Raw genomic sequence first — 22,865 nt, 5'->3', positions numbered from 1 at the left:
ACGATATTGAATAGAGGATCGTCCATGTCGCTCAGCCGTCGCCTTCTTCCCTTCCTGCTGTCAGGCGTGCTGGCGGCCCCGGTTCCGGCGCTGGCGGGCGGCTTCTACCTGCAGGAACAATCACCCAAGGAAACCGGTCGCGCTTTGTCCGGTGGCGCGGCGGCGGGCGACGATCCATCGACCATCTATTTCAATCCGGCGGCGATGACCCAATTGTCGGGCATCCAGACCTCGGTGGGCGGCATCATCCTGTCCGCGACCGCCCAGCAGGGCAATCGCGGGTCCAGCCGTTCGGTGCCGGGCTTGCCTACATCCGTGCCGGTCACCGGCAATGATGGCGGCAATCCGTTTGCCAAAATCATCCCGATCCCCAGCTTCTACGCTACCGCGCAACTCAGCGACCGCCTCTGGCTGGGCCTGGGCGTCAACGCGCCGTTCGGACTGAAGCTGGACTATGACGAAAGCTATTTCGGCCGGTACGATTCCCTCCATACCGACCTGAAAACCTATAATGTCCAGCCTTCCGCCGCCTACAAGCTGAGCGATAATCTTTCGATCGGCGGCGGCGTCGACGTGCAATATGTCAAGGTGACGCTCACCAACGCCCTGCCGCAACTCTCCCCGCTGCTGGCCGATGGCCATGCCTCGATCGAGGGCGACGATCTGTCGGTCGGCTGGAACGCAGGCCTGTTCTATACGACCGGCAATACCAATTTCGGCGTCCATTATCGATCAGGCATGACCCACAAGCTGAAGGGTGAGCAGGAGATTTCGGGGCTTCTTGGCCCGCTGGCCGGGGCCAACGGCACTTTCGCCGCCAATGCGCCGCTGGAACTGCCCGATATCGTCACGGTCAGCATCATGCACCGCTTGACGCCAAAATTGCGGGCGATGCTGACGGCGCGCTGGTATAATTGGTCTGTGTTCAAGGCGATCACGATCAACACCGCGACCGGCACTTCGGTCAAGGAAATGCACTATCATGACAGCTACAGCGTCAGCGCTGGCGGCGAATATGATGTCAGCGACCGCCTGACCCTGCGCGCCGGCACCATGTTCGATCGCACGCCCACCAATCCGCAATTTCTGACCACCCGCGTGCCCGATGGCGACCGCGTCTGGCTGAGCGGTGGCGCGACCTGGAATATGTCCGCCGCGCTGGCGCTGAACCTCAGCTACGCGCATACCTTCGTGGAAAAAGCGAACATCATCCGCCCGGACCATTATTATCCCGCCCCCGCCACGGTAACCACCACGACGCTGTCGAGCGCCAGCGGCAATGCGGATCAATTGGCCGCTTCCCTAACGATCCGGTTTTAACCGTCACCAAACATCCCTATAGCGGCTCCATATTGATGGAGCCGTTCATAGATGTCCGACCATAATCCCGGCCTGCGCCCCTGGCGTGACATTGCCCGCCGCCAGAGCCGCCAGATCATGGTCGGCAATGTCCCGGTGGGTGGTGGTGTGCCGGTTACGGTCCAGACCATGACCAACACGCTGACCCATGACATCAAGGGGACGATCGACCAGATCCGCCGTTGCGAAGAGGCGGGCGTGGACATCATCCGTGTATCCTGCCCCGACGAGGAATCGACCGCTGCCCTGAAGCAGATCGTCCGCGCCGCGCGCGTGCCGATCGTCGCGGACATTCATTTCCACTATAAGCGCGCACTGGAAGCCGCCGATGCTGGTGCCGCCTGCCTGCGCATCAATCCCGGCAACATCGGATCATCCGCCCGCGTCAAGGAAGTGGTAGACGCGGCCAAGGCGAATGGTTGCGCGATCCGCATCGGCGTCAACGCCGGCAGTCTGGAAAAGGATTTGCTCGAAAAATATGGCGAACCCTGTCCCGAAGCGCTGGTCGAAAGCGCGCTCGACCATATCAAGCTGCTCCAGGACCAGGATTTCCATGAATATAAGGTCGCGGTAAAGGCCAGCGACGTGTTCCTTGCCGTCGCCGCCTATATGCAGCTGGCCGACGCGGTCGATTGCCCGCTGCATCTGGGCATTACCGAAGCGGGCGGCCTGATCGGCGGCACGGTGAAGAGCGCGATCGGCATCGGCAATCTGCTCTGGGCCGGGGTCGGTGACACGATCCGCGTTTCCCTGTCCGCCGAACCCGAAGAGGAAGTCCGCGTCGGTTACGAGATCCTCAAATCGCTGGGCATCCGCACCCGCGGGGTGAAGGTCATCTCCTGCCCGTCCTGTGCGCGCCAGGGCTTCGACGTCATCCGTACCGTCCAAGCGCTCGAAGAACGGCTCCAGCATATCCACACGCCCCTGTCGCTCTCGGTGCTGGGCTGCGTCGTCAACGGCCCCGGCGAAGCGCGCGAAACCGATATCGGCCTGACCGGCGGCGGCAATGGCAAGCATATGGTCTATCTGTCGGGCATCACCGACCACACCATTCAGGACGAAAATATGGTCGATCATATCGTCCGGCTGGTCGAGGCCAAGGCAGCGGAGATCGAGGCAGCCAACGCCGAATCCGACATGACCGACGCAGGCAAGGCCGAAGCGGCGGAATAGGTCCTATTTGTATAATCAGACCTGTGATAGGATCAGGTCTTGGGGAGGCAGATATGTCCTACAGCGCGAAGGTGATTTCAGGCGGAAAGATCGTCATCCCGGCGGAATTGCGGCGCGAATTGGGGATCAAGGATGGCGATACGCTAGTGATCGAGCGTGACGATAAGGGCGCTTTTGTCCTTAAATCCTATTTTCAGGTCGTGCGTGAAGCCCAGGCGGAATTTCGTGCTTTGGTTGGTGACGACTATTCCGTCGACCAATTTCTGGCTGAGCGCAAAGCCATGTGGGGCGAAGAGAATTGATCATTCTCGACTCGTCTGCGCTGCTGGCCGTCCTTCTTGGTGAAAAGGGCGCGGACGCGGTCCTGCCCGTCATGCGCGAATCCATCCTGTCCTCGGTCAACCTTTCCGAAACGCTGGAACGTGGCATCGCTCAGGGACATGCGGCACAAAAACTCGTCGCGCAGATTGAAAGATTCGGCGTAGATATCCGGCCTTTCGATCGGGACCAGGCTTTGATCGCCGCTGACTTGCGCGCCGTCACGCGGTCCAGAGGCTTGTCCCTGGGGGATCGCGCCTGCCTTGCTCTGGCGCGCAGTCTCGACGCGCCGGTTCTGACGGCCGATCAGGTCTGGGCGGAACTGGACATCGGCATCGACATCCGGCTCATCCGCTGACCGCCATGCCCGCGCGCACCAGCTTCCTCATTCCCTTTGCCGTCTGCTGCGTCGGCGTGGCGCTGTTTTCCGTGATGGATGCGGCGATGAAGGGGCTGAGCCTTGCCATCGGTCTCTACAACGCCCTGTTGTGGCGCGCGGTCACGGGGACGTTGCTTGGCCTTGGCCTGATGCTCCTCACCCGCCAGCGCTGGCCCGACCCCGCGGTGCTGCGCCTCCACATGCTGCGCGGATCGGTCGTGGCGCTGATGGCCGGGCTGTTCTTCTGGGCGCTGATGCGGATGCCGCTCGCCGAAGCGATAGCCCTGTCCTTCATCGCGCCGCTGATCGCACTCTATCTCGCCGCGCTTCTGCTGGGCGAAACGATCGGGCGGCAGGCAATCGGTGCGTCTGTGCTGGGGCTGGTCGGCGTCGGCGTGATCCTGTCTGGGCGTTTGCAGGGCCACTATGATCGCGACGCCTTGCTGGGCGCACTGGCAGTGCTGCTGTCGGCGGTCCTCTTCGCCTGGAACCTCATCCTGCAACGCCAGCAGGCGCAGCGCGCCTCGCCGATCGAGGTCGCCTTCTTCCAGCATCTCGTCATGCTGGGCGTGTTTGCCATCGGCGCACCTTTCTACGCCCGGCTGCCCGCCCCGTCAGCCATCCCGCTGATCCTGCTGGCGGCAGTGCTGGCGTTCACCTCGCTTGCCGCGCTGGCCTGGGCCTATGCTCGGGCGGAAGCGCAGCGGCTGATCCCGGTCGAATATAGCGCCTTCCTCTGGGCGGCGGTGGTCGGCTGGCTGGCCTTTGGCGAGCGACTGACCCTGACGACGGTAGCCGGGGCCGCCCTCATCATCGTTGCCTGCCTGATAACCGCACGCGGCAAGCGGGCGGCCATCGCCCATGTCGAACCGGGAACCGCCTGAATGACCCTGACCATCCGCCCCGCCACGCCGGACGATCTCGACGCGATCGTCCGCTTCATCCACGCGCTGGCGGAATATGAAAAGCTGGCCCATGCGGTGAAAGCAGATCCAGCCACGCTGGCCCGCTACCTGTTCGGTCCGCGCCCTATGGCCGAAGTGCTGATCGCTGAAAGCGACGGCGCGGCCATAGGCTTTGCGCTCTTCTTCCACAATTTCTCGACCTTTGAAGGGCGGCCGGGGATCTATCTGGAGGATCTGTTCGTGCAGCCGGAGGCGCGCGGCATCGGCGCGGGCAGGGCGTTGCTCGCCCGGCTGGCGCAGATGGCGCTGAATCGCGACTGCGCCCGGCTGGAATGGTCGGTGCTGGACTGGAACGAACCCGCCATCGCCGTCTATCGTGCCATCGGCGCGCAGCCGATGGACGAATGGACGGTGCAGCGGCTGGACGGCCAAGCGCTCCGCGCACTCGCCGCCACCGCCCCGATCACCGCTTGAGCGCGTCCTCGACACTGACAAAGATCAGCATGGCGGCAAAGGCGCCCAGCGACAGGGCAACGACGGCAGGGAAATAATCGGCGATCATGGCGAATTCCTTTCGGGCCTCTTCCTGCCCCGCCGCAGACCCCGCCCGCCATACGGAATGTTACGGATCAGTCGGGACGAGCCGTGGGCGCGCACCCTTGACGCCGACTCCCCGCCCGGCGCATTGTGCGCAAACGGAACATTTGGGGGACACGGGGTTAACATGGCTGTCAGCCGCACAGTGAAGCGCACGCCCGAATGGCGCGAAATGCTCAAGCGCAGCCTGCTCCGCAGCGGCGCGCTGATCGGCGCGATCGCGCTGATGCTGGCGACCCTGTTCCTGGCGCTGGCGCTGCTCAGTTACACGCCCAGCGACCCGTCGATGAATACGGTCGCGGGCGATCATGTGGCCAATGTCATGCAGGCACCGGGCGCCTGGACCGCCGATTTCCTGCTCTGGCTGCTGGGCGTACCCATCGCGTTGATCCTGCCGCTGATGGCGGTCACCGCGCGCCGCCTGTGGGGTGACCAGGATATGAGCGCGTGGAAGGGCCAGTTTGGCCAATGCCTGTTCGGCATCATCCTGATCGGGATCGCGCTGGCCTTGTTCCAGACTAATCCGCTGGTCGGCCTGCCCGCAGGCTGGGGCGGGGTGATCGCGCTGGTCACTGCCAAGGGGATATTGAGCCTGACGGCGCAAGTGCCGGTGGCGCAGCCATGGATCACTGGCGCTATCGTGATCATCGCCATGATTGGTGGCCTGTTCGCCTGCTATCGCAGTCTGGCGCTGGAAAGGCCGATCATCGCCCTGCGTCGTCCGGCCTTGCCCAAACTCAGCCTGCCCAAGCCCAGCTTTGGCTTTGCGGGCAACAGCGCGGCGGATGATGAGGAGGAGGAAGAGGTCGGCGAACGGGTCATCGCCCCGCGCAAGACCGTGTCCAACGAACCCAAGCCGCCGATCACCATCCAGACGCCCAAGCCCGCGCCCGCCCAGCGGCCCATGGCCCCGGTCAGCCAGGATGATCTGTTCGGCCATAGCTCGCTGCCCTCGCCCGACCTGCTCAACCCGGTTCCCGCCAGCCAGGGCGGCAAGATCGACAAGGCAGCGCTGGAGCGCAACGCCCGGCTGCTCGAATCCGTCCTCGACGACTTCCATGTGAAGGGCAATATTGTCGAGGTCCGCCCCGGCCCGGTCGTCACCATGTATGAACTGGAACCAGCGCCGGGCATCAAGGCCAGCCGGGTGATCGCGCTGGCCGACGATATTGCGCGCAACATGTCGGCGCTGTCGGCCCGTGTCGCGACGATTCCGGGCCGCACCGTCATCGGCATCGAACTGCCCAACGCCCATCGCGAAGGCGTGTCCTTCCGCGAACTCATCACCAGCGAGCAATTTGGCGGCGAAGGGACGCTGCCGATCATATTGGGCAAGAATATCTCCGGCGAACCGATCATCGCCGACTTGGCCCCCATGCCCCATCTGCTGATCGCGGGCACCACCGGGTCGGGTAAGTCAGTCGGACTTAACGCCATGATCCTGTCCCTGCTCTACCGCATGACGCCGGACCAGCTGCGTCTGATCATGATCGATCCCAAGATGCTGGAACTGTCGACCTATGACGACATTCCGCATCTTCTCTCCCCGGTCGTCACCGAACCGCAAAAGGCGATCCGCGCGCTCAAATGGGCGGTGGAGCAGATGGAGGATCGCTATCGCATGATGGCGTCCATCTCCGTCCGTAACCTCGCCAATTACAACGAAAAGGTCCGCGCCGCCAAAGCGAAGGGCAAGCCCTTGGGCCGCCGCGTCCAGACCGGCTACGACCCCGAAAATGGCAAGCCCATCTATGAGGAAGAACAGCTCGATTTCCAGCCGCTGCCGCAGATCGTGGTCGTGGTGGACGAGCTGGCTGACCTCATGATGACGGCAGGCAAGGAAGTCGAATTCCTGATCCAGCGCCTCGCGCAAAAGGCGCGCGCCGCCGGTATCCACCTGATCCTCGCAACCCAGCGCCCCTCGGTCGACGTCATCACCGGCGTCATCAAGGCGAACCTGCCGACCCGGATCAGCTTCTTTGTGACCAGCAAGATCGACAGCCGCACCATCCTCGGCGAACAGGGGGCCGAACAGTTGCTGGGCAAGGGCGACATGCTCTACATGCATGGCGGCAAGGGGCTGATGCGCGTTCATGGGCCGTTCGTCTCGGACGATGAAGTCCGCGTCGTCGCCGACCATTGGCGCGCGCAGGGCCAGCCCGACTATATCCAGGCCGTCACCGAAGAACCCGAAGAAGGCAGCTTCGCCCTAGACGGCGTTGACCTTGGCGACGACAGCCCCGACGCGCAGCTGTTCCGCAAGGCGTGCCAGCTGGTGTTCGAGAATCAGAAAGCCTCGACCAGCTGGCTGCAACGCCAGCTCCGCGTCGGCTATAACAGCGCTGCGCGCCTGATCGAGAAAATGGAGGAAGAAGGGCTGGTCGGCCCCCCCAACCATGTCGGCCGCCGCGAAGTGTTGCGCGATGAGAATGGGAATCCGCTATAACGGTTCGACTCAGGAAAGAATCGCTTCGGCGCATTTTGCGCGCCCCGCAGCGCCGATCATCGCGAAACAATGATAGCCTCTTCTCTAAAGGGGACAAGGAATGAGCCATAGCCAAGCTGCCGAGGTCGATGCGAATTACGACTATTTCCTTCGCCATCTTGGCGAATTTCTGACTGACCATGCAGGCCGTTATGCGGTGCTGAAAGGTCGGAAAGTCGTCGATTTCTTCGACCAGCCCGGAGAGGCGTATCAATTTGCGCGTGAGAGCATCCCAGATGGTGTTTTCTCGATTCAGGAAGTGACCGACGAACCCATCGATCTGGGTTTCTTCTCGCATGTCGGAAATTAACTGGTCGCACGACGGACGAAGGATAACATTGCCGGTTCGCATGATGCGGGCCGACAATCCGTTCGACCTCACATTTCTTGAGGCTGTCGCACTTGTTGATACCGGTGCAACAGTCAGCGGGATCGACTATAGCATTGCGGAAAAGCTAGAATTGGAGCCGCTTGGTAAGCGACCACTCCAGTCGGCACACGGATTGGCGCATACAGAACGATTCATGTTTCGTATCGGGCTGATGTCGGACGGCTCTGACGAGACGAGCTTGCCGTTCATCTTTGATGCCAGCTACGGAATCGGTCTGACGGGCAGCCAGCATTTTACTGCACTGATCGGCATGGACATACTGCGCCAATGTGATTTCTCGATCGATCGGTATGGAAGATGTCGGCTCGTCTTTGGCTGAACGGCAGGGAACGGGCGGGTTCACAGGTCGTTCAATCGCTTCATCCTACACCGCATCCGTAACAACCGGAGAGTATTCATGAAGCGCATCAGTCTCGCGCTGGCCGCCGCGCCTGTCGTCCTTGCCGTCCCGCTCGCCGCGCCCTTGCTGGCGCAGCAGGGCCAGTCTGAACTCAGCCGTGTCAATGCCTATATCCGCGCAGTCAGCAGCATGACCGCCGATTTCAGCCAGACCGACCGCAATGGCCAGACGCTGACCGGCCAGCTGACGCTCAAGCAGCCAGGCAAGATCCGCTTTCAATATCAGAAGGGCGTGCCATTGCTGATTGTCGGCGATGGCAAGGCGCTGACCATGATTGATTATGAAGTGCGGCAGGTGCAGCGCTGGCCGATCGGCAATTCGCCGCTGGGCGCGCTGCTGGATCCCAGCAAGGATCTGTCCAAATTTGGCAAGGTCGTGCCGACCGGCGACCCGTCGATCCTGAGCGTGCAGGCGCGCGATCCCAAACGGCCCGAATATGGCACCATCACCATGATCTTTCGGCGCGATGCCGCCAGCCCGGCGGGCCTGCAACTCTATGGCTGGGTCGCGCTCGATTCGCAGAATAACCGCACCGCCATCCGCCTGTCCAACCAGCGCTATGGCGTGCCAATCGCCGATTCCGCCTTCCGCTGGACCGATCCCCGGCCAAAGGGCCGCTCGGCGGGCGGCTGAAACGACCGCCCCGCACGATGGACGGAAAAACTTGCCGTTCCGTTCATCTGCCGCTCATATCCGGGGCGCTATTTAGAACTCCACGGCGAGAGGCCAACCGGGATTTCCCCCCTGTTACCCGGCACAGTCCTCCCGTCGCAAAGCGCTTCAAGGGCGCGATCGAGACCCCCGTTCCATGCCCCCGGAGCGGGGGTCTTACTTTGTCCGCAGTGCGCGCAGCCGTCTTGCATGGTGCGGATTAGCCTCCTAGTGCGACACCATGGCCGACACTCTTTCCATCGCATCCTGGAACATCAACAGCGTCCGCGCGCGCATCGACATTGTCGAACAATTCCTGACGCAGGAAGCGCCGGACATATTGTGCCTTCAGGAAACCAAGGTGGTGAACGAGACCTTCCCCGCCGATATGTTCCGCCGTCTGGGCTATGTTCATCAGGTGCTGAACGGCCAGAAAATGCACCATGGCGTCGCGATCATGAGCCGGGTGCCGATATATGAGGATGACCGGCTCGACTGGCAGGCCAATGGCGAGGCACGCCATGTCGGCGTCCGTCTCGACAATGGGGTGCGGATCGAAAATGTCTATGTTCCCGCCGGAGGCGACATTGCCGATCGGGAGCAGAATCCCAAATTTGGCCAGAAGCTCGATTTTATCGAACGTATGATTCAATGGTCGTCGGCGCTGGATAACAAGCCGACCATCCTGACCGGCGATTTCAACATCGCGCCGCTGGAATGCGATGTGTGGAGTCACAAGCAATTGCTCAACGTCGTCAGCCATACGCCTATCGAGTGTGAAATCCTCGCCCGCTTGCAGGCATCGAACGACTGGGTTGACATTGGCCGTCATTTCCACCCTGCACCAGCGCGGCTCTATACCTGGTGGAGCTATCGGGCCAAGGATTGGGCCGAATCGGATCGCGGTCGCCGGCTTGACCATATGTGGATGACCCGCGACGTCGCCGAAAAGGCGGTTGCCCACCGCGTCGTCGAACCCGCCCGCAACTGGGGCAAGCCGTCCGACCATATCCCCATCATTACCGAATTCGCCTTCTGATGAACAGGCGGGCGATCGGGCGCGACGCGGCGCGGGCGATCGACGCGCTGCGCCGCGGCTGGGCGGTGCGGGTGTCGGCCGCCGATGGCGCGCTGCGATTGATGGCGGTGGAGGGCGCGGACGCGGTCACGTTGGCCGACTTTGATCCTGCGGGCAAAGCCGACATATTAATCTCCGCCGCGCGCGGCCAGACGCTCAAACTCGCCAACCAGATCGCGGCGGCCGATCCCGACATGCCGGTACTGATCGCCCGCGCGCCGTGGATCGACGCCGATGTGGCGACCGCCATCTCCGACCCGGTGCTGGACCTTGCCTCCCCGCTTAAGGGACCATTTCAGGCCCGCACCCTCACTGCGCCACTGGCGGCGAAGGCCGCGCTGCGCCTCGCCCGCCTGGCCGGCATCCTCCCCGCCTATTTCGCGCTGGATGGCGAAGGCGACCGGGACGTGGATGTCAGCGCCGACGCGATCGACGCCTATGATGATGCCGTCCACCTTGCCATCGCTACCCGCGCCAGCCTGCCGGTGTCGGCCAGCGAAAGCGCGGAAATCATTGCCTTCCGCAGCCCCGATGAACCGCGCGAACATGTCGCACTCATTGTCGGGAAACGCGACTCCTCACCCCCCGTCGTCCGCCTGCACAGCGAATGCTTGACCGGCGATGTGCTGGGCAGCCTGAAATGCGACTGCGGCCCGCAACTGCACGAAGCGCTCCACCAGATTGCTGACGCGCCCTGGGGCGTGCTGCTCTATCTGCGTCAGGAAGGGCGCGGCATTGGCCTCGTCAACAAATTGCGCGCCTATGCGATGCAGGATCAGGGCTTCGACACCGTGGACGCCAATGTCCGGCTGGGCTTTGCCATCGACGCGCGCGATTTTTCGGTCGCAGCGCGGATGCTGGACCTGATCGGGGTGCGCAGCGTGCGGCTGCTGACCAATAATCCGCAAAAGGTGGCGGGGCTGGAGGCGGCGGGGATCAGCGTGGCCGAACGGCTGCCGATCATCCTGCCGACCAACCCGCATAACGAACGCTATCTCGCCACCAAGCGCGACCGGACCGGCCACCAGCTATGAGCCTGATCCGCGTCGATAGCGGCGCGGGTCGCCTGACCTTTGGCGCGATCTCCATGGCTTGCACCATTGGTCGGAGCGGTGTTTGCGCGGCGAGCGACAAGCGCGAGGGCGACGGCTGCACACCGCTGGGCGTCTGGCCGCTGCGGGGCGTGCTGCTGCGACTGGGCACGGTCGATCCGGCGGGGCTGCGTTTACCCTGGCGCTGGGTGCGGGCGGGCGATGGCTGGTCGGATGACCCGGCCGATCCCGCCTATAATCGCCCGGTCCACTTGCCGCGCGGTTTCTCTGCCGAAAGCCTGATCCGCGCCGACGACGCCTATGATGTGATCGTCACCCTGGGCCATAACGACCGGCCGCCGGTGCAGGGGCAGGGCAGTGCGATCTTCTTCCACCTGTCCGAAGGCCGACCGACTGCAGGCTGTGTCGCGGTAGAGCGGGCCGATATGCTGCGGTTGCTACCGCTGCTGCAACCGGACGATGCGATGGAGATTGTTTGAGATCGGGCTGGTCACCTTAACCGTCGGACAGCTCATTTGAGAAGCGGAGGCGGTAACCGATCCCCAGCTCATTGCCGATAATCTGCGGGCGCTGCGGATCATCCTCAAGCTTTTGCCGCAAGGTGCGGACAAGGACGCGCAGATATTCGACATGATGCTCATGTTCCTTGGGCCAGACCTCCTTCATGATCTGGCCATGGGTGATCACGCGACCGGGAAATTGGGCGAGCTGGGCCAGCACCGCATATTCCTTGGGCGTCAGATGCACCTCCTGCCCGGCCTTCCTCACTACCCGGCCCAGCAGATCAATCTCGACATTGCCCGCCCGCACCGACGGGACGCCGCCGCCCTTGGTCATGCGGTTGCGCAGCGCCACGCGAACCCGCGCCAGCAATTCGTCCGTATCAAAGGGCTTGGTCAGATAATCGTCCGCGCCCAGATCGAGCGCTGCGACCTTCTCTTCGGTGGCGTCCCGCGCTGACACGATGATCAGGGTCGTATCGCTCTTCTGCTTGAACAGCGGCACCAGTTCCAGTCCGTCGCGGTCGGGCAGGCCCAGGTCAAGCAGGCTGATATCCGGTCGCTCGGTCCGCAATTTTTCCAGCGCGTCGCGCGCATTTTCGGCCTCTACGGTCGCATAATTGGCGCGGCTCAGCGCCGCGTTGATCAGCCTGCGGATCTGCGGCTCGTCATCGATGATAAGAACCTTGTGGCGGATGGTCATGTCAGTGGCTCGCCGGGAAAATCGCTGATGATGAGATGTTCGGGTATGCGCAATGTAAAGCAGGCACCGCGTGGTTCGCTGTTGGTAGACGCATCGACGCCCAAGCCCATCGCTTCTGCAAAACCCTTGACGATGGCCAGGCCAAGCCCGGTGCCATGCTTGACCCGGTCCGAACCTTCGAGACGCGTGAACGTATCGAACACCTTCTTTTCTGCGCCGACCGGGATGCCCGGTCCCTCGTCGATGACGGATAGCAGGATGGCATCGGCGACCCGCTTGCCGCTGATCGTGACCGGGGTGTCCGGCTCACCATAGCGGCCCGCATTGTCGAGCAGGTTGATCAGGCAGTGGTGCAGCAGGACCGGATCGACGCGCACCAGCGAAATGTCCGAAGGAATGTCGACCCTGACCTCGTGGCCGACAAGCGACTGGCGGGTGTCCCTGATGGCACTGGCCACCGCGTCGAACAGGTCGGTCGGCTCGATCTTCATCGGCAGGGCGCCGGCTTCTACCCTCGCCATGTCCAGCAGGTTGGCGACGAACCGGTTGAGGCGCTGCGCTTCACCCTCGATCGTGTCGAGCAACGCCGATGGTTGCTTTCTCCGCAATTCCTGCGCCGCGGACATGATCGTCGTGAGCGGTGTGCGCAGGTCATGGCTGACGGAGGACAGCAGCGCGGATCGCAGACGGTCGCGTTCGTGAATCTGCCGCGCGCCCTGCATCTCTTCCTCCAGCGCCATGCGGTCAAGCGCAATGGCCGCCTGATCGAGAAGGCTCATGAGCAGGGGCGTCTGATCCGATCGCAGCGGTTCGCCTGCGTCGTCGCGCGCCATCCCCAGCACGCCCAGGACACCGCGCTGGGTGCGCAGCGGATGGAACAGCCAGTCGGACGCCGTCAGCGTCGATGATCCGCGGCCCGCAGGCTGGGCATTGTTCATCGCCCATTGCGCCGCTGCCCGCTCGATTTCCTGAAGCCTGTCGTCTGGCGGGTAGGCGGCGCGCAACGCGGGACCGGCGTCGGACGGCAGCAGCATGACCGTGCGAACGTCAAGCAGCCGCGCAATCTCCGCGCAGATCGCCTGGATCAGATCATCCTGGCTGGCGGCGGAGGTCAGCTGTCGGGAGAAACCGGCAAGCGCCGCATTCTGGCGGGCACTGGATTGTGCAAGATCGGCTTGCCCGCGGACCCGCGCGGCAAACTGACTGGTGACGATCGCAACGCCCAGCAGCACGAGGATGGAGATGACATTTTCCGGGTTGTTGACGGTCAACGTGCCGGTCGGCGGCAGGAAGAAGAAATTATAGGCAAGGCTCGATACCAGCCCAGCGAACAGCCCGGCGCGCAGGCCGTAGGTTGCTGCGGCGAACATGACCGGGACCAGATACAGCAAGGCGATATTGCCAAGGTCGATGACTTCCAGCAGCAGGCGGCCAACCACCGTCATCGCGGCGATCATCAGCGCCGACCAGAGATAGTCGGTCGGCTTGCCCCATGCCATGCGGGTCGAATGCCGGCTGCGCGGCGGCGCAAGATCGTCGTCGGATGGAAGGACATGGACCGCGACCGACCCGATATCGCGGACAAGCCGATCCACCACGGAGCCGTGGCGCAGCTCAAACCACCAGGATCGGCTCGACTTGCCGATGACAATCTGAGTCGCGTGCGCATCGGCGGCGAAGCTTCGCAGACCTTCGACAACATTTTCCGCCGGAATGCTGGCCGTCGCCGCGCCCAGTCGCGATGCCAGCGCCAGCGTATCGGCCAGCGCCTTGCGCTCTTCGTCGGAAAAGGCCTGCGCGCGCCGGGTTTCGATATGCACCGCAGTCCAGGGCGCCTTGAGTGCATCGGCGAGGCGTTTGGCCGCGCGGACCAGACCCGGCGCGCTCGGTTGCTCGCTGACGGCGACCACGACGCGCTCGCCCACCGCGAAGCTGCCCGCCAGCGCGTGGGCGCGGACATAATCGAGCATCTGCGTATCGATCGCCTGCGCGGCCCGGCGCAGCGCCAGTTCGCGCAGGGCAGTGAGGTTGGACTTGGAGAAAAAATGGGAGAGCGCTCGCGTCGCCTCTGCCGGGATATAGACCTTGCCCTCCTTGAGCCGTTCGATCAGCTCGTCGGGCAATATGTCGACGACCTCGATCTCCGCGGTTTCCAGAATCGAATCGGGCACGGTTTCGCGCACGCGCACATGGGTGAAGGATGCGACGACGTCGTTCAGGCTCTCTATGTGCTGGATATTGATCGTCGAATAGACGTCGATACCGGCGTCGAGCAGTTCCTCGACGTCCTGATAGCGTTTGGGGTGACGGCTGCCCGGTGCATTGCTGTGCGCCAGTTCATCGACCAGGGCGAGCTTTGGCTGCCGCTCAAGGATGGCATCCAGATCCATTTCGCCAAGGCTGATCCCCCCATGGTCGATCTGCCGCCTTGGTATTACTTCATGACCAACGATCAGCGCTTCGGTTTCGCGTCGGCCATGCGTCTCGACAACGCCAACGACGACATCGACGCCCGACTTGAGCCGCCGCATTCCGTCGCTGAGCATCTCGTAAGTCTTGCCGACGCCAGGCGCCGCGCCGAGGAACAGCTTGAGACGGCCGCGTCCTTCCTGCGCGGCTACCCGCAGGAAGGACTCTGGCGAAGGGCGTTTGTCGGTGTCGTTCACTGTGCTGTTGTAGCGCTGATCCGGTCCAGCCGTCGATTAAGATCGAGAATGTTGACGCTGGGGTCGCCCAGGAAGCCCAGGAACGGCGTCCTGATCGTGTCCTGCACCAGGGCGCGAACGCGCGCCGCGGGCAGGCCGCGAACGGCGGCGACACGCGCAACTTGATAAAAAGCCGCCTCAGGCGAGATATCAGGATCAAGGCCTGAGGCGGAGGCTGTCACCAGGTCGGACGGAACAGGGAGACCGGGGGACATTTGCTGAAATTTGGCGACATCGGCTTTCGTGCGATCGACCAGCGCCTGGCTTGTCGGACCGAAATTGGAACCTGATGAGGCAAGTCCATCATAGCCCTTGCCAGCCGCGGACGGGCGCGAGGAGAAATAGCGCGGGTCGGCAAAGCCCTGGCCGATGAGCGACGAGCCGACGGGCTTGCCCTGCTCCTCGACCAGGCTGCCATTGGCCTGATGCGGGAAGAGGGTCTGGCCGATGCCCGTCATTGTCAGCGGATAGACGATGCCGAGCAGAAGCGCGAAGAGGATGGTCAGCGTGAACGCTGGCCGGAGAGAGGTGAGGAAGTCCTTGCCCATGATGCTTTCCTTCAGGCCCGATGATGTCAGGCGAGGCCAAGGCCGCTGACGGCCAGGTCGATGAGTTTGATGCCGACGAACGGCGACAGGAGGCCACCAAGCCCGTAGATGGCGAGATTGCGCGCCAGCAGCGGTCCCGCGCCGATGGGGCGGTAGGTCACACCCTTCAACGCCAGCGGCACGAGCAGCGGAATGATCAGCGCATTGAAGATGATCGCCGACAGAATCGCGCTCTGCGGTGTCGCAAGCTTCATGACGTTGAGAATGCCCAGGCCCGGATAAAGCACCACGAACATGGCCGGAATGATCGCGAAATATTTGGCGACATCATTGGCGACCGAGAAGGTGGTGAGCGCGCCGCGGGTCATCAGCAGCTGCTTGCCAAGCCCCACTATCTCGATGAGCTTGGTCGGATCACTGTCCAGATCGACCATATTGCCCGCTTCCCGCGCTGCCTGGGTGCCGGTATTCATCGCGACGCCGACATCCGCCTGGGCGAGCGCTGGCGCATCATTGGTGCCGTCGCCGCACATGGCGACCAGGCGTCCGCCCTCCTGTTCCTTGCGGATCAGCGCCAGCTTGTCCTCCGGCGTCGCCTGGGCAAGAAAATCATCGACGCCAGCTTCGGCGGCGATCGACGCGGCGGTCAGGGGATTGTCGCCGGTGATCATGACCGTGCGGATGCCCATGACGCGCAGTTCGCCGAACCGTTCGCGGATGCCCGCCTTGACGATGTCCTTCAGGAATATCGCGCCCAGCAGCTTGCCGTCCTTGGCAACCGCCAGCGGTGTGCCGCCCGCGCGTGCAATCTCGTCGGTGATGCGGCGCAGTTCCTGCGTGGCCGGTTTCTTGTCCAGGCCGGGATTGGCGCGAAGGATGGAATCGACCGCCCCCTTCTGGATCACGCTGCCGCCGACCTTCACACCGGATATCCGCGTCTGTGCCGTAAACGGGATCACCTCCGCGCCGTCGGGCAAAGCCTGCGCCGATTGGCCGCATTTGTCACGGGCGAGCAGGGCGATGGAGCGGCCTTCCGGCGTCTCGTCGGCCAGGCTGGCGAGCAGGGCGACCTCAGCGAGCGCAGCCTGGCTTGCCCCGCCGACCGGGCGGAACTCGGTCGCCTGCCGATCGCCGACCGTGATGGTGCCGGTCTTGTCGAGCAGCAGCACGTCAATGTCGCCAGCAGCCTCGACGGCACGGCCGGATTTGGCAAGCACGTTGAAGCGCACGAGCCGGTCCATGCCGGCGATGCCGATCGCGGACAGGAGCGCCGCGATCGTTGTCGGAATGAGGGTGATCAGCAATGCGGCCAGGATCGCGACGGGAATCGACCCGCCAGCATAGCTTGCAAAGCCGGGAATGGTGCCCACCGCGATCAGGAAGATGATGGTCAGGCCCACCAGCAGGATGGTGAGAGCAATCTCATTGGGGGTTTTCTGCCGCTCGGCCCCTTCGACCAGGGCGATCATCCGATCAAGGAAACCCTGGCCGGGGTTCACGGTGACGCGGACGCGAATCTCGTCCGAAATGACGCGCGTGCCTGCCGTGACCGCCGACCGGTCGCCACCAGCTTCGCGGATGACAGGCGCGCTTTCGCCGGTAATGGCCGCTTCGTTGACGGACGCGACGCCTGACACGACCTCGCCATCGGCAGGGATCAGGTCGCCTGTCTCCACCAGGACGATGTCGCCCATACGGAGCGCGCTCGCCGGCACATTTTCGCTCTCGCGGCCGTCGCCTTTCAGGCGCTTGGCGGTCAGGTCGGCTTTGGTCGCGCGCAGTGACACGGCCTGCGCCTTGCCACGCCCCTCTGCGATGGCTTCGGCAAAGGTGCCGAACAACACTGTCAGCCACAGCCAGATGACCAGTTGCAGTTTGAAGCCGACCGTCAGTCCGTCCTGCCCGACAGCCAAAAGGACGGTCAGAAGAACAGCCACCGCCGCGGTCGTGAACATCACCGGATTGCGGATCAGTTTTTTAGGGTTGAGCTTGCGGAATGCATCGCCGATCGCCGGAACGATCAGGTCTGCGGTGAAGAGCGATTTGGACGCTGTGCGTGCCATCTTTATGCTCCGATCAGAAAAGCTGGCCGCGGATCATCGCAAGATGATCGGCAATGGGACCAAGCGCGAGGCTGGGTAGGAAAGTGAGGCCGCCCACAATCAGCACGATGCCGATCAGGAGGCCGGTCCAGAGCGGTCCGGTGGTCGGGAAGCTGCCCGCTGTCGCCGGTGTATATTTTTTCGCGGCAAGGCTGCCTGCGATCGCCAGCATCGGAATGATCACGAAGAAACGCCCGAGCCACATCGCGATGCCCAGCAGCCCATTATAGAAGGGCGTGTTGGCGGTAAGACCCGCAAAAGCCGACCCGTTATTCCCGACTGCGCTGGTAAAGGCGTAGAGTATCTCCGAAAAGCCGTGTGGCCCTTTGTTGAGTGGTCCGGCGAGTCCGGCATCCATGACCGAGGCGATAGCGGTGAAGCCAAGAATGATGAGCGGCAGAACGGCAATGGCCAGCACCGCCAGCTTCACTTCGCGGCTCTCAATCTTCTTGCCGACATATTCCGGCGTCCGGCCAACCATCAGGCCAGCGACGAACACGGCCAGGATGGCGAACAGCAGGAAGCCGTAGATACCGGCACCGACGCCACCGACGACGACTTCGCCCAGCTGGATGTTGAACAGCGGAATCATGCCGCCCAGCGCTGTGAAACTGTCATGCATCGCATTGACCGCACCGCAGCTCGCCGCCGTGGTGACGACGGAGAAGAGTGCCGAAGCGGCGATGCCGAAGCGGACCTCCTTGCCCTCCATATTGCCGCCGGAAACACCCAGGCCGTGCAGGATCGGATTACCGGCCGCCTCCTGCGTATAGACCACCGTCACGCCGATCAGGAAGATGGTGAGCATCGCGGCGAGGATTGCCCAACCCTGGCGCGTGTTGCCGACCGCCTTGCCGAAGGTCCAGGTCAGGCCGAAGCCGATCAGGAAGATCGACACCATCTGCACGAAATTGGTGAGCGCGGTCGGGTTCTCGAACGGGTGGGCCGAATTTGCGTTGAAGAAGCCGCCACCATTGGTGCCGAGCATCTTGATCGCTTCCTGGCTGGCGACCGGGCCAAGCGCAAGTGTCTGCTTCACGCCTTCCAGGGTCGTCACATCGACCGAACCGGCCAATGTCTGCGGCACGCCGCTGGCAATCAGGAACAGCGCATAAACGATGCAGATCGGCAGCAACAGATAGAGCGTCACCCGCGTCACATCGGCCCAGAAATTGCCAATACCCGCCGCGCTGCGCCGCGCGAATCCGCGAAAAAAGGCAAAGGCGAGCGCGATGCCGGTCGCGGCCGACAGGAAATTATGGATGGTCAGGCCAAGCATCTGGCTGAGGTTCGACATGGTCGATTCGCCGCCATAGCTTTGCCAGTTGGTGTTGGTGGTGAAGCTGACCGCGGTGTTGAACGAGAGATGTTCGCTCAGCCCGGCATATCCCAGCGGATTGAGCGGAAGCCCTGCCTGCAACCGCAATATGGCGTAGGTCAGCAGCAGCAGCGCGGCATTGAAGATCAGCATATGGACGGCGTAGCGCCGCCAGCTCTGATCCTCGTTCGGATCGATGGCCGACAATTTGTAAAACCCACGCTCGACCGGGCCGAGTATGGCATGAAGCGGTGTGGGGCGTCCCTCATACAGAGCGAACAGCCAAAGGCCGACCGGCTTGGTCAGCGCCAGCAAAATGCCCACAAAGGCCGCGATCAGCAGCCATCCCTGGAAAGTCATGAGAGCTTCCTTTGTCTAGAAGCGTTCGGGCCGCACAAGTACGGCGACCAGATAAAGAAGGAGGCCAAGGGCGGTGATCGCCGCGAGCCAGAGATCAAGGGTCATTGTCGGGCCACCCTCACGCGTTGTCGCACAGGGCGACATAGCCAAGGCTAGCGCCGAGCAGAGCGAGGATGAGGCCGATCCAGAGGATGTCCTGCATGGGTTGTCTCCCACAGTGCTCGCGCGAAGGAAGCCGCATGAGTCATCTGCAGTCGCCTAGATATTGCAGGGCGTCGTTGGAATTCGAGACGGAGGATATCCCAAGCGCATAGTATTTGCATATGGAAGGACACGGCTCACTGGTGTTCTGCTCGGGGAAAAGATCGCCACAAGCATGGATGGCGGGTGAGCGTGGCGCGATAATGTTGTCGTCGAGCGCCTGTGGCGCTCCGACAAGTTTGAAATCCACGCATTTGTAGAGCGGAGACCCGGCCCCGACCGACGGACGAACGCCTTGTTCCTGACCCCCGAGGGCGAAGAGGCATTCCGTGCAGCGCTTCAGGTCGAGATCGAGCTGCACGACAAGATTTTCGGGTGGATGGGTAAAGAGGCGGAAGCTTCGTTTTTTGCGATCGTCGATGAAATCACCGCCAAGTCCAACACCCCAGACAAGAAGAGCGCGCCAAAGCGCCTGTCATCACGCAACGGGAGAGGGAGAAATGACAAGCAAGACTGTGACGCTCGTGGCTCTACTGACGACGACGGCCTGGCAGTTTCAGGCAATCGCGCAAAGCAGCGCCTCTGACTCCACCGGAATGGGGCTGGAGGCGACTGCGCCGGTCGGGGTGAGTGACGAAGAAATCATTGTCACTGCCCGGCGCACCGCGGAAAATCTGCAGGATATCCCGGTTGCGGTGACCGCCTTCGGGGAAGCCGCCCTGCAGAAGCGGTCGATCGATACGCTCGACCAGGTTGCAAAATACACGCCGAATATCCGGTTCGACGGTGCTGCGGCGTTGTCGGGTGGCAATTATAACGCGACTGTATTCATTCGCGGCGTGGGCCAGAACGACTTTGCGATCTTTTCCGATCCGGGCGTGGGCATCTATGTCGATGATGTCTATTATGCGCGATCGATAGGCGACATCCTCGATGCTGTTGATCTGTCGAGTGTGCAGGTTCTGCGCGGGCCGCAGGGAACTTTGTTCGGCAAAAACACTATTGGCGGCGGGATGCTGATTAGCACTGCCAATCCCGATCTTGACGATGTCAGTGGCCGGATCGAAGGGACCACTGGACGTTTCAATCGCATCGACGTAAAGGGCGCGATCAACGTGCCGCTGATCCAGGACAAGCTCGCCATCCGATTGTCGGCGGCAACCATTAACCGGGACGGCTATGTCACGAGGTTGATCGACGGCACTGACCAGGGAGATCGCAATGCGGACATGATCCGCGCAAAACTGCGTTTCCAGCCAAACGACGCGGTCACTATAGACATTGGTGGCGACTATACCCGTGCGCGCGCGCGCGCATTCTGCCCCCAATAAGCTGGTCGCCGTTGGGAATGCGCCAGAGGTCACCGGTATCCCGTTTCTGGTAAACTATAACCGCTTTGTCGCGCCAAGCCGCGGGATTATCGCGCCCAATGGCCAGCCGACGATCAATCCCTCTCAGAGCCTGTCTTGAATCTCAAGCGTAACGAGCGATGCGCCTGATGCGAACGCTGGCTGCGGCAGCATAGAGAAGAGCAGTTGCGGATTTGATTGTTCGCTCGAAGTCCTTGGCCAAGCGGCGATTTTGGTTGAGCCATGCGAAAGTGCGTTCGACCACCCATCGTCTGGGATGAACGACGAACCCGGTCTGATCGGCGAATTTGCGGACAATTTCGATCGCGATGGAGGTGGCGTCACGGACGCGATCGCCATTGTAGGCGCTGTCGGGCAAAAGTCGCCAAGGGCAGCCTGCCCGTAGAAGGGAGAATATGGCTTCCATGATCTCCCGCATCGGCCAGCGGCGTCGGCGACCGCAATGGCAAGGCACAGGCAGATATGGCTCAATCAAACGCCATTCCGTGTCAGTAAGATCACTTTCATACCGTAGCTGCGCACGGCTATGATGCGCACGGCGGTCGGGTTCCACATGATGATTTCCAAGGTTGGTGTCGCAACCCCTCGGAATCATATCGAAACTCGATCGTCCACCATTACGTATGCGTCCTGACACAGCGTCTAAGGTCGAGATGGGTCAATCCCGTCCAGATATTCTGCACCACCTTAATTTGCCCCGGATAGCCTCGATAAAACAGGCAAGGGCAAGGAAGAAGGTTTGTTCGCACATAGACTATGCCTACATATGCGGAAGTGTTCGCGATGATGTTGAACTGCAAACTCCTACCATTACTACATAATGTCTCAGACTTGACACAATTAAATGAGACCTATCTTTTTCTCTATCCAATGATTTATGAATAAATATCCCTTGTAATTTGAGAATTTTGCATATTTTGATCTTTTAGCCAGAAGAGATTTTCCAAAAACATGACCATCAATCGACGGCATACCATCGGTGCTGAAAATTATTATGTCACCTGGGCTTACAACTGTAAACTCTGTTGATGCCAATTCAGTCCTTGTTACAGCACGATCCTTGATAATCGTCGTTGATTTAGCTTCGAGAATTACTCCGTCCTTCATATCATACAATTGAAGATATGCTGACCATGGCATGGTCAAATCTCCAAAGGCTGTACAGTTTTCAAAATCCGCATCTACAAAATCTAGATCCAAGGCTTCGGCAACACCAGGTCTGATTGGTAGTTTTATACCTCCCTGCGGCTCATAAGCTGACAACCAGTATGACATGTCCATATTTATAGAAAGCTTATCCGCGACTTCATTGACAAGATATCTGTACATGAACGCAGTAGGGTGATCTGGTGTAAGGAATAATCTTTTATTTCTAAAATTATTTTCTATAAAATTCGAAATTCGTATATCAACTTCATGCTTTATTTCAAAATCTTGAATTAGTTTATCAGAATGGCGTAAGTTTTCTATAAAATATTTATTTTTAAAGTTATTTTTCTTCTTATCATAGAGAACAGGATACATCCATGAAACACCACCTAGAAATTCTCCCTTTTTTGCTTCAGGAAAATATCCATTCCACTGCATCCAAGGATAAGAGATATACTTGATACCATGTTTTTCGCAAAATTCTTTGAGCAACTCTGTTCTGTAATCGGCGTGCTGGATAGGAGAAAAAACAATTGCATCATATTTTCGCGCCTTTGCCCAAGGGAAAGGCTTATTTTTTCTTATAAGATCAAAGTTAATTAGGCAATCAAAATTATGATCTCCCAAAGAAAAGGATTCAAACGTGTTTTTTAACACATATGCGTGGCATCCGCCATAGAATAGAATGTTCAATATTTCCTCTTATGTAAATTGATTACTTGATTTTTATATAGTAATTTCTTAGAAATTTATCGTGAATATAAAGTATAAATTAATAATTAACAAATTTTAATAATAATATTACATAAATTATTTATAATATATTATAAATTGATCAAACTCTACCGACCTATTAAGCATAAGCTAGGGATTTTTTGGTATGCCCCGAGCGTGAATCGCGCACCATAGGAAGCTTTGCGGAGCGATTGAAAACGCCCCGTGAAAATATTGTATCAATATATCAGACGTTCATCGCGAGAAAATTTTCGCACGTCAAAATTTTCTTTGCTCTCTTCAGTCAGCCGGTTTGGAACCATAATCAGCTATTTTACTAAATAATTTTTATTCAATGATTTACGGGGCGGTGTTGTCAAGAATGAGATTCCGCAGCCGGAATGGCA

At 60.6% G+C, this 22,865-nt stretch carries 22 protein-coding genes and 1 pseudogene; 15 read left to right on the top strand and 8 right to left on the bottom strand.

Annotated features, from left to right (window positions below; translation table 11 throughout):
* The first annotated feature begins 24 nt into the window (after positions 1 to 24).
* The 13 genes from D0Z70_RS00565 to D0Z70_RS00505 all read left to right on the top strand — a co-directional run bounded on the left by D0Z70_RS00565 (position 25) and on the right by D0Z70_RS00505 (position 11,267).
* Positions 25 to 1,320: an OmpP1/FadL family transporter gene (locus D0Z70_RS00565; RefSeq protein ID WP_119743482.1), complete on the top strand. Its 1,296-nt coding sequence runs from the start codon at positions 25 to 27 to the stop codon at positions 1,318 to 1,320.
* 51 nt (positions 1,321 to 1,371) lie between these two features.
* Positions 1,372 to 2,532: a flavodoxin-dependent (E)-4-hydroxy-3-methylbut-2-enyl-diphosphate synthase gene (gene ispG, locus D0Z70_RS00560; RefSeq protein ID WP_119743481.1), complete on the top strand. Its 1,161-nt coding sequence runs from the start codon at positions 1,372 to 1,374 to the stop codon at positions 2,530 to 2,532.
* A 53-nt stretch (positions 2,533 to 2,585) separates the two neighbouring features.
* Entirely contained in the window at positions 2,586 to 2,834 is a 249-nt protein-coding gene (locus D0Z70_RS00555; RefSeq protein ID WP_119743480.1) for an AbrB/MazE/SpoVT family DNA-binding domain-containing protein, read from the top strand.
* The gene (locus D0Z70_RS00550; protein ID WP_182913795.1) at positions 2,831 to 3,208 is read left to right on the top strand and encodes a type II toxin-antitoxin system VapC family toxin; all 378 of its coding nucleotides are present in this window, start codon (positions 2,831 to 2,833) and stop codon (positions 3,206 to 3,208) included. The genes D0Z70_RS00555 and D0Z70_RS00550 overlap by 4 nt, the downstream gene beginning before the upstream one ends.
* Before the next feature lie 5 nt (positions 3,209 to 3,213).
* Positions 3,214 to 4,113 carry a DMT family transporter gene (locus tag D0Z70_RS00545; protein ID WP_119743478.1) on the top strand — a complete coding sequence of 300 codons (900 nt, stop codon included), beginning with the start codon at positions 3,214 to 3,216 and terminating at the stop codon, positions 4,111 to 4,113.
* Positions 4,114 to 4,608, top strand: coding sequence for a GNAT family N-acetyltransferase (locus D0Z70_RS00540; protein WP_119743477.1), 495 nt, complete (start codon positions 4,114 to 4,116; stop codon positions 4,606 to 4,608). It begins immediately after the preceding gene.
* A 250-nt stretch (positions 4,609 to 4,858) separates the two neighbouring features.
* Positions 4,859 to 7,177: an FtsK/SpoIIIE family DNA translocase gene (locus tag D0Z70_RS00535; RefSeq protein ID WP_119743476.1), complete on the top strand. Its 2,319-nt coding sequence runs from the start codon at positions 4,859 to 4,861 to the stop codon at positions 7,175 to 7,177.
* Positions 7,178 to 7,277: 100 nt separating this feature from the next.
* Positions 7,278 to 7,526 (top strand): DUF5678 domain-containing protein, encoded by a 249-nt coding sequence (locus tag D0Z70_RS00530; RefSeq protein WP_119743475.1) that lies wholly within the window; start codon positions 7,278 to 7,280, stop codon positions 7,524 to 7,526.
* Between the two features lie 40 nt (positions 7,527 to 7,566).
* Positions 7,567 to 7,926, top strand: a complete 360-nt coding sequence (locus D0Z70_RS00525; protein ID WP_182913794.1) for an aspartyl protease family protein — start codon at positions 7,567 to 7,569, stop codon at positions 7,924 to 7,926.
* 78 nt (positions 7,927 to 8,004) lie between these two features.
* A complete protein-coding gene (locus D0Z70_RS00520) occupies positions 8,005 to 8,640 on the top strand; it encodes a LolA family protein (RefSeq protein ID WP_119743473.1) in 636 nt (211 codons plus the stop codon).
* A 259-nt stretch (positions 8,641 to 8,899) separates the two neighbouring features.
* Positions 8,900 to 9,697: an exodeoxyribonuclease III gene (gene xth / locus D0Z70_RS00515; protein WP_119743472.1), complete on the top strand. Its 798-nt coding sequence runs from the start codon at positions 8,900 to 8,902 to the stop codon at positions 9,695 to 9,697.
* Positions 9,697 to 10,770 (top strand): GTP cyclohydrolase II, encoded by a 1,074-nt coding sequence (gene ribA / locus D0Z70_RS00510; protein ID WP_119743471.1) that lies wholly within the window; start codon positions 9,697 to 9,699, stop codon positions 10,768 to 10,770. Before xth ends, ribA begins: the two co-directional genes overlap by 1 nt.
* Complete coding sequence (locus D0Z70_RS00505) at positions 10,767 to 11,267, top strand: L,D-transpeptidase family protein (RefSeq protein WP_119743470.1); 501 nt, start codon at positions 10,767 to 10,769, stop codon at positions 11,265 to 11,267. The genes ribA and D0Z70_RS00505 overlap by 4 nt, the downstream gene beginning before the upstream one ends.
* A gap of 16 nt (positions 11,268 to 11,283) precedes the next feature.
* Here the strand turns inward: D0Z70_RS00505 and D0Z70_RS00500 are convergent, their stop codons facing one another.
* The 6 genes from D0Z70_RS00500 to kdpF are packed head-to-tail and all read right to left on the bottom strand — an operon-like array spanning position 11,284 to position 19,129.
* Positions 11,284 to 11,991: a response regulator gene (locus D0Z70_RS00500; RefSeq protein ID WP_119743469.1), complete on the bottom strand. Its 708-nt coding sequence runs from the start codon at positions 11,989 to 11,991 to the stop codon at positions 11,284 to 11,286.
* Positions 11,988 to 14,657: a sensor histidine kinase gene (locus tag D0Z70_RS00495; RefSeq protein WP_119743468.1), complete on the bottom strand. Its 2,670-nt coding sequence runs from the start codon at positions 14,655 to 14,657 to the stop codon at positions 11,988 to 11,990. Before D0Z70_RS00495 ends, D0Z70_RS00500 begins: the two co-directional genes overlap by 4 nt.
* Entirely contained in the window at positions 14,654 to 15,244 is a 591-nt protein-coding gene (gene kdpC / locus D0Z70_RS00490; RefSeq protein ID WP_119743467.1) for a potassium-transporting ATPase subunit KdpC, read from the bottom strand. The genes D0Z70_RS00495 and kdpC overlap by 4 nt, the downstream gene beginning before the upstream one ends.
* Positions 15,245 to 15,270: 26 nt before the next feature.
* Positions 15,271 to 17,307 (bottom strand): potassium-transporting ATPase subunit KdpB, encoded by a 2,037-nt coding sequence (gene kdpB / locus D0Z70_RS00485; protein ID WP_119743466.1) that lies wholly within the window; start codon positions 17,305 to 17,307, stop codon positions 15,271 to 15,273.
* Positions 17,308 to 17,320: 13 nt separating this feature from the next.
* Positions 17,321 to 19,024 carry a potassium-transporting ATPase subunit KdpA gene (gene kdpA, locus D0Z70_RS00480; protein ID WP_119743465.1) on the bottom strand — a complete coding sequence of 568 codons (1,704 nt, stop codon included), beginning with the start codon at positions 19,022 to 19,024 and terminating at the stop codon, positions 17,321 to 17,323.
* Between the two features lie 15 nt (positions 19,025 to 19,039).
* Complete coding sequence (kdpF, locus tag D0Z70_RS00475; protein ID WP_037492487.1) at positions 19,040 to 19,129, bottom strand: K(+)-transporting ATPase subunit F; 90 nt, start codon at positions 19,127 to 19,129, stop codon at positions 19,040 to 19,042.
* A gap of 391 nt (positions 19,130 to 19,520) precedes the next feature.
* On the opposite strand from kdpF, the gene D0Z70_RS24765 reads away from it, so the two are divergent.
* Together D0Z70_RS24765 and D0Z70_RS00470 are read left to right on the top strand one after the other, a co-directional pair.
* The gene (locus D0Z70_RS24765; RefSeq protein ID WP_182913793.1) at positions 19,521 to 19,811 is read left to right on the top strand and encodes a hypothetical protein; all 291 of its coding nucleotides are present in this window, start codon (positions 19,521 to 19,523) and stop codon (positions 19,809 to 19,811) included.
* The gene (locus D0Z70_RS00470) at positions 19,726 to 20,556 is read left to right on the top strand and encodes a TonB-dependent receptor (RefSeq protein ID WP_220475606.1); all 831 of its coding nucleotides are present in this window, start codon (positions 19,726 to 19,728) and stop codon (positions 20,554 to 20,556) included. Before D0Z70_RS24765 ends, D0Z70_RS00470 begins: the two co-directional genes overlap by 86 nt.
* Before the next feature lie 142 nt (positions 20,557 to 20,698).
* Here D0Z70_RS00470 and D0Z70_RS00465 read toward each other — a convergent pair.
* Both D0Z70_RS00465 and D0Z70_RS24530 read right to left on the bottom strand, forming a co-directional pair.
* A pseudogene (locus D0Z70_RS00465) lies at positions 20,699 to 21,150 on the bottom strand (transposase).
* A gap of 285 nt (positions 21,151 to 21,435) precedes the next feature.
* Positions 21,436 to 22,401, bottom strand: a complete 966-nt coding sequence (locus tag D0Z70_RS24530) for a hypothetical protein (RefSeq protein ID WP_182913792.1) — start codon at positions 22,399 to 22,401, stop codon at positions 21,436 to 21,438.
* Positions 22,402 to 22,865: the final 464 nt, after the last annotated feature.

The sequence above is a fragment of the Sphingobium terrigena genome (assembly GCF_003591655.1).
In the GTDB taxonomy this organism is placed as follows: Bacteria; Pseudomonadota; Alphaproteobacteria; order Sphingomonadales; family Sphingomonadaceae; genus Sphingobium; species Sphingobium terrigena.
This window is presented reverse-complemented; position numbering and strand designations above follow the sequence as displayed.

Coding starts and splice junctions, on each gene's coding strand:
- kdpC (WP_119743467.1), bottom strand. CDS start 15,244: ATGGGCAAGGACTTCCTCACCTCTCTCCGGCCAGCGTTCACGCTGACC.
- D0Z70_RS00525 (WP_182913794.1), top strand. CDS start 7,567: ATGATGCGGGCCGACAATCCGTTCGACCTCACATTTCTTGAGGCTGTC.
- D0Z70_RS00520 (WP_119743473.1), top strand. CDS start 8,005: ATGAAGCGCATCAGTCTCGCGCTGGCCGCCGCGCCTGTCGTCCTTGCC.
- ribA (WP_119743471.1), top strand. CDS start 9,697: ATGAACAGGCGGGCGATCGGGCGCGACGCGGCGCGGGCGATCGACGCG.
- D0Z70_RS00540 (WP_119743477.1), top strand. CDS start 4,114: ATGACCCTGACCATCCGCCCCGCCACGCCGGACGATCTCGACGCGATC.
- D0Z70_RS00545 (WP_119743478.1), top strand. CDS start 3,214: ATGCCCGCGCGCACCAGCTTCCTCATTCCCTTTGCCGTCTGCTGCGTC.
- D0Z70_RS00505 (WP_119743470.1), top strand. CDS start 10,767: ATGAGCCTGATCCGCGTCGATAGCGGCGCGGGTCGCCTGACCTTTGGC.
- kdpB (WP_119743466.1), bottom strand. CDS start 17,307: ATGGCACGCACAGCGTCCAAATCGCTCTTCACCGCAGACCTGATCGTT.
- D0Z70_RS00555 (WP_119743480.1), top strand. CDS start 2,586: ATGTCCTACAGCGCGAAGGTGATTTCAGGCGGAAAGATCGTCATCCCG.
- D0Z70_RS00530 (WP_119743475.1), top strand. CDS start 7,278: ATGAGCCATAGCCAAGCTGCCGAGGTCGATGCGAATTACGACTATTTC.
- D0Z70_RS00500 (WP_119743469.1), bottom strand. CDS start 11,991: ATGACCATCCGCCACAAGGTTCTTATCATCGATGACGAGCCGCAGATC.
- D0Z70_RS00470 (WP_220475606.1), top strand. CDS start 19,726: ATGACAAGCAAGACTGTGACGCTCGTGGCTCTACTGACGACGACGGCC.
- xth (WP_119743472.1), top strand. CDS start 8,900: ATGGCCGACACTCTTTCCATCGCATCCTGGAACATCAACAGCGTCCGC.
- kdpF (WP_037492487.1), bottom strand. CDS start 19,129: ATGACCCTTGATCTCTGGCTCGCGGCGATCACCGCCCTTGGCCTCCTT.
- kdpA (WP_119743465.1), bottom strand. CDS start 19,024: ATGACTTTCCAGGGATGGCTGCTGATCGCGGCCTTTGTGGGCATTTTG.
- D0Z70_RS00565 (WP_119743482.1), top strand. CDS start 25: ATGTCGCTCAGCCGTCGCCTTCTTCCCTTCCTGCTGTCAGGCGTGCTG.
- ispG (WP_119743481.1), top strand. CDS start 1,372: ATGTCCGACCATAATCCCGGCCTGCGCCCCTGGCGTGACATTGCCCGC.
- D0Z70_RS00535 (WP_119743476.1), top strand. CDS start 4,859: ATGGCTGTCAGCCGCACAGTGAAGCGCACGCCCGAATGGCGCGAAATG.